Genomic DNA, 5,272 nt, shown 5'->3' on the forward strand with positions numbered 1-5,272 from the left:
GATTTCACAATTACTTCAGGAGATAAAGTAATATCCGATTTAGGCGGAGGAACCGCGACAATAAGCATTCCATATACTCCTAAGGCGGGAGAGGACCTGAATGCAATTGTAATATACCATATAACCGGTGAAGGCGAGCTGGTATTAATAACTGACTGTATATATGATGCGGAAACAGGCGCATTGACCTTTAAACTAAGCCATTTCTCCAGGTATGCGGTAGGGTATAACAAGGTAGAGTTCACAGACACAGAAGGAAGCTGGGCAAAAGATTATATAACCTACCTGTCTGCAAGGAATATAATAAACGGAGATGGTACAGGAAGGTACCTGCCAGGCAACAACATAACCAGGGCGGAATTCACCAAGATACTGGCAGGGATAGCAGGAATAGACCCGGCTAGTTATAGGACATCAGCCTTCCAGGATATGGATGAAAATGCCTGGTATGCGCCATATGTAGCCTGGGCAACGGAGAATGGCATAGTGAAAGGATATGGCAACGGCTTGTTTGGACCTGACGATTATATATCAAGAGAGCAGATAGCATTAATGATAAGCAGGTTTGCGTCAGTACAAAACTATACACTGCCCGAGGCAGTAGAAGCAATTGAATTTGCGGACAGTGACAAGATAAGCTCCTATGCAAGGGAAGCAGTGGAGAAGGTACAGAGGGCAGGCATAATAAACGGCAGGCCGTCAGGAGACCGGATAGTATTTGCGTCATCGGACAATGCAGACCGCGCTGAAGCAGCAAAGATGCTGGCTGTTCTTATGAAAAGCATGATGAAGTAAATTCAACCTGAACAAGATTCATCAAACCATTTATTGCATAAATAACGCATGTACAGATCTGTGAGAGCCTGGGGCCGCAAGGCCCCGGCTACTCGACTTATATTTAAAAGCTCCCGGTGCTTTCTTCCTAATCAAGGTTCAGTCTTTTCTTTAAAATCAGATTGGTTATAGTAAAGTTTACCGATGCGAATATAGTTAATAGCAGGCTAAAGGATAATAATAGAGTTTTTATGTCCTGTGGCGTAGGTACAGATAATGAGAAAAAGGAGGCAAACAGTGTATTTCTAAAAAGGAGAATAAACAAAGCACTTATTCCTTGAAAAACAAAATAAAGGGCGCAATACATTCCGAAGGAAATAATTAGTTTATGGCTTTCAAAAAGTTGTCCCAGGGATATGGCAGAGTATATCATACTTATATTAGCTGCTACCCATATTAATATTAGAAGAGGTATTAAAATAACTGTGCCGTAGCCGAGGAAATCTTTAAGAGCATTCAGTATTTGAAATATTTGCTCTATTATACCTTTATCGTGAATCAATATTAGAATGGAACAAAAAGTTGTAAGAAAGCTTGAAAATACCCAGATCATGGAAACGAGCAGCTTACTTACAATATGCATCCATGTTTTTACAGGCAGTGTAAACATTAAATATCCTTCTTCGCCCAATAGATTCCTATAAAATCTTTGCACAGTTATAACCAATGTCATAACAAAAGTACCTATGATAAGTGCTATATAAATCATAACACTGAAAGCGCTTAACATTTCATGTGCATTTATACTGACACTGACTGACGTATCTGATGTGTTAACTTGCATCATAGGGTTAAGAAACCTGTTGATAAATGCAAATATTAATAAAGCTAAGTATAAGGGCAAAAACAACCTTGAAGTTGCTTTGATTTCATGTTTTAATAGTTTTTTTAACATTTGAATACCTCCCTGAATAAAGAGTCAACAGATTTTCCATGTTCTTCGCGTATTTCGTCAACAGTTTTATAAAGGATAATTTTTCCTTCTTTAAGGAATATTACATCATCCAGAATTTTCTCAATATCGTATATCAGATGTGTGGATAAAATAATCGTTGAATTCTCACTATAATTCCTGATAATAGTATCAAGGATATAATCCCTCGCTGCAGGATCAACGCCTCCAATGGGCTCATCCAGTAAATAAAGCTGTGCTTCACGGCTCATGACCAAAATAAGCTGCACCTTTTCTTTTGTTCCCTTGGATAAGGTTTTAAGTCTGCCTTTTGGACTTATGTTAAGAGTTTTCAACATGTCGTAGGCCTTTTCAGTATTAAAGTCGGCGTAAAAATCTGAAAAAAATTCTATAATATCAGATACTCTCATCCAGTCATTTAAATAGTTTTTTTCCGGGAGATAAGAGACTATTTTTTTAGTTTCAACGCCGGGTTTATTGCCTCTTATCAGTATTTCACCACTAGTGGGAGTAAGAAGGTCATTACATAATTTGATAAATGTAGTTTTACCGCTTGCGTTAGGACCTAAAAGTCCAACAATTCTACCGCTGGGAATAGAAAGGGTAACGTTATCCAAAGCTACTTTTGGTCCAAAATTTTTGGTTAGGTTTCTGCATTCCAATAAGGTATTTGTCATTTCTCTAATTCCTCCTTTACAATTGCTAAAATAGATAATATTTCTTCATAGTCTAATCCTAATTCTGTCATTTTTGATAAAAAAACCTGCGCATGCTCCTTGGCCAGTCTGTTTTTTGTTTGGTTAACCACATTTACATCATCAGTTACGAATCTTCCGCTTGTACGGCTTGTATACAACAGTCCGTTTTCTTCAAGCATTGCAAGAGCTCTCTGCATCGTGTTGGGATTTACAGAAGCCTCCTGTGCGAGGTCTCGAACTGATGGCAATTTTGAGCCAAGGGGATAGATACCTGAACATATTTTTATCTCTATCTGCTCAATTAACTGTGCGTAGATTGGCCTGTCAGATTTTAAATCCCAAGGCATTTAACAACCTCCCTGTATAAAAAAAATTGTATTATTGTATTAATAACTTAATACAATAATACAAGAGAATTTATTTTTTGTCAATAGCGAAGTTGCAAATTATTAGCTGGAGAGTATGGGAGTTAAACTATACACTTGAATATAATATTTTGAACAGTTAAACTATTAAATATAATACATATAGAAAAATTGAATATAGCATAATAATTGAACAAAGAAGGAGTTCTCATGAAACGGTATAAAATTACAATACTTGGTGACATTATGTCAGAACCTTCCCTGTTGCAGCAGGCAAAAACTGAAACCGGTTATGATTACCATTTTGTTTTTCAGCCACTGAAAGGGCTGCTTTCCGAAGCGGACTATGTCATTGGCAATCTGGAAACCCCGTTTGCCGGTGAAGAAGCAGGCTATACAAACAGCCTTGTTTCATTTAATACCCCGGATGCTTTGGCTGAAGCCATGAAGGATGCAGGTCTGGACATGGTAACTACTGCAAACAATCACTGCCTTGACCGTGGATTTGAAGGTCTGGAACGTACATTGACTACACTGGATAGAATCGGTCTTGCCCATACCGGTACGTATGCGAAAAGCGGTACAAAGGATAGAATCCATTATTTCACCCTAGGTAACACCACTCTGGCTGCAATTTCCTATACATACGGCACCAATTACGCCATCAATGGTGTTGCACCGGATGGTGAACAGGAAAATTGTATAAACTATCTGCGACACTACAATGCTCCTGGCATGTCAGCACCGTTGCCGGAAACCTTTCTGGCTACCCGAAAGCTGGTGGAAGAGTTTGCCGGAAGAACACTTAACTGGGAGGAAACACTTCGCTTAAAGCTCGCTATGAAGGTTCCTGTTCCTTATGCAGACGATATTTTTGATCCGGAGGATTCTGCTATATATTTAGAAAAAGTCGAAGCAGACTACCGTGAAGCACGTAATCATGCAGATCTTGTATTTTTCTTTCCGCATATCGGCGGCCAATTTAACACTAAACCAGGGCGTTTTTCAGTTTATATTATCGATTGGTGCAGAAAACTAGGTTTTGACGGAATCTTTGCTGCCCATTCCCACACCACGCAGAAGGCAGAGATACAAAACAATGTTCCCTGCTTTTATTGTCTCGGTAATGTTAGCATGTCTCCATGTTCAATCTATTCAGTTGCAGAAACCTTGCCCCAGTATGGACTTGCCGCCCATGTGTATGTAGAGAATAAACAGCTTGTAAAAACCACTTTTTCCATATTAAAAATTGTGGAGGATACCCATACACCATTGACAGTAGTTCCTGTGGACGAACTTTATGCAACACTGACAGACGGGACTGAGAAGGCAACCCTTATAGCTGAGGTCAGTGCTGTATATGAACGCGTTACCGGACGCAAAGCCGGACAGAATGTTATCTGCAGAGAATACGACTTATAACTGCTATGACTTTTTACTGCAGAGAAAGAGATATTAAGAAGGAGACACATATGACATTAAAAGAAAGAGCCATAGAAATAAGCAAAATATTTGATAAATTATACCCGGAAGCAGGCTGTACCCTGAATTATGAAGATCCCATTCAGCTTTTAATATCTACTCAGCTGGCTGCCCAGTGCACAGATGAAAGGGTTAATATTGTAACCGCAACTTTATTCAAAAAATATAAAGACGTATATGATTTTGCAAAAGCCGATGTAAATGAGCTTGAGGAAGATATAAAATCAACCGGATTTTATCGGAATAAAGCCAGGAATATTATTGCATGCTGCAATATGATAATAGATAAATTTGGTGGCAAGATACCTCAGAATATGGAGGAAATGCTTAAGCTACCCGGAGTGGGAAGGAAAACAGCCAATGTGGTTTTGGGAAATGTGTTCGGTATTCCGGGAGTTATAGTAGATACTCATGCAAAAAGATTGTCCAACAGAATAGGATTATCAAAAAATGCTCAACCGGAAAAAATAGAGTTTGATCTTATGGATATTTTACCTAAGGAAATCTGGACCAAATTCTCCAATCAACTTGTTTACCATGGAAGGGCGGTGTGTAACGCCAGAACCCCAAAATGCAGCCGTTGTGCCATTAATTATTTATGTGATTACTATACCAATAATAATACTAATATGTAATAAGTCTTAACATTACTATGTATTAACATTCTCAGCAAACTTTAATATATTAATTTATTATAAATTTGAAATAAAAGTATTAATAATTCTTAATATTTGAGTATTTGTAAGTTTTAAAGTATTTGACTATACTCCGGAATATTTCGTAATTTTTTTTAATTTATCCAGGGGAGCAAAGTAGCTGATTCTGTACATTAGATCATCTTTTATAAACAAATGGTAGTGTCAAAAGAGTTATGAAAACAACGATTTGAGATTACAAAAGTGTAACAAATTGGTAAGTTGATCCTTGACAGCAGAATAAAGTGGAGAAAAAGGGAGAAAGTTTTGAGGGAGCACACCTCA

General features: G+C 37.9%; 6 protein-coding genes. 3 read left to right on the plus strand and 3 right to left on the minus strand.

The genetic code is table 11. From position 1 onward, the window contains the following. A partial coding sequence (locus GXX20_03025) for an S-layer homology domain-containing protein (protein HHW30638.1) occupies positions 1 to 795 on the plus strand: 795 nt, incomplete at its 5' end. Between the two features lie 127 nt (positions 796 to 922). Here the strand turns inward: GXX20_03025 and GXX20_03030 are convergent. From GXX20_03030 to GXX20_03040, 3 genes are read right to left on the minus strand one after another with little or no spacing between them, the layout of a single operon-like run. Beyond that, positions 923 to 1,729 (minus strand): ABC transporter permease, encoded by an 807-nt coding sequence (locus GXX20_03030; GenBank protein HHW30639.1) that lies wholly within the window; start codon positions 1,727 to 1,729, stop codon positions 923 to 925. After that, positions 1,723 to 2,424: an ABC transporter ATP-binding protein gene (locus GXX20_03035; GenBank protein HHW30640.1), complete on the minus strand. Its 702-nt coding sequence runs from the start codon at positions 2,422 to 2,424 to the stop codon at positions 1,723 to 1,725. Before GXX20_03035 ends, GXX20_03030 begins: the two co-directional genes overlap by 7 nt. Continuing rightward, positions 2,421 to 2,792, minus strand: coding sequence for a GntR family transcriptional regulator (locus GXX20_03040; GenBank protein HHW30641.1), 372 nt, complete (start codon positions 2,790 to 2,792; stop codon positions 2,421 to 2,423). Before GXX20_03040 ends, GXX20_03035 begins: the two co-directional genes overlap by 4 nt. A gap of 228 nt (positions 2,793 to 3,020) precedes the next feature. Between GXX20_03040 and GXX20_03045 the strand changes: the two genes are divergently transcribed. Together GXX20_03045 and nth are read left to right on the plus strand one after the other, a co-directional pair. Continuing rightward, positions 3,021 to 4,232, plus strand: a complete 1,212-nt coding sequence (locus GXX20_03045; protein ID HHW30642.1) for a CapA family protein — start codon at positions 3,021 to 3,023, stop codon at positions 4,230 to 4,232. Between the two features lie 50 nt (positions 4,233 to 4,282). Continuing rightward, entirely contained in the window at positions 4,283 to 4,927 is a 645-nt protein-coding gene (gene nth, locus GXX20_03050; protein HHW30643.1) for an endonuclease III, read from the plus strand. The last annotated feature ends 345 nt before the right edge of the window (positions 4,928 to 5,272 follow it).

The sequence above is a fragment of the Clostridiaceae bacterium genome (assembly GCA_012840395.1).
Taxonomy (GTDB): domain Bacteria; phylum Bacillota; class Clostridia; order Acetivibrionales; family DULL01; genus DULL01.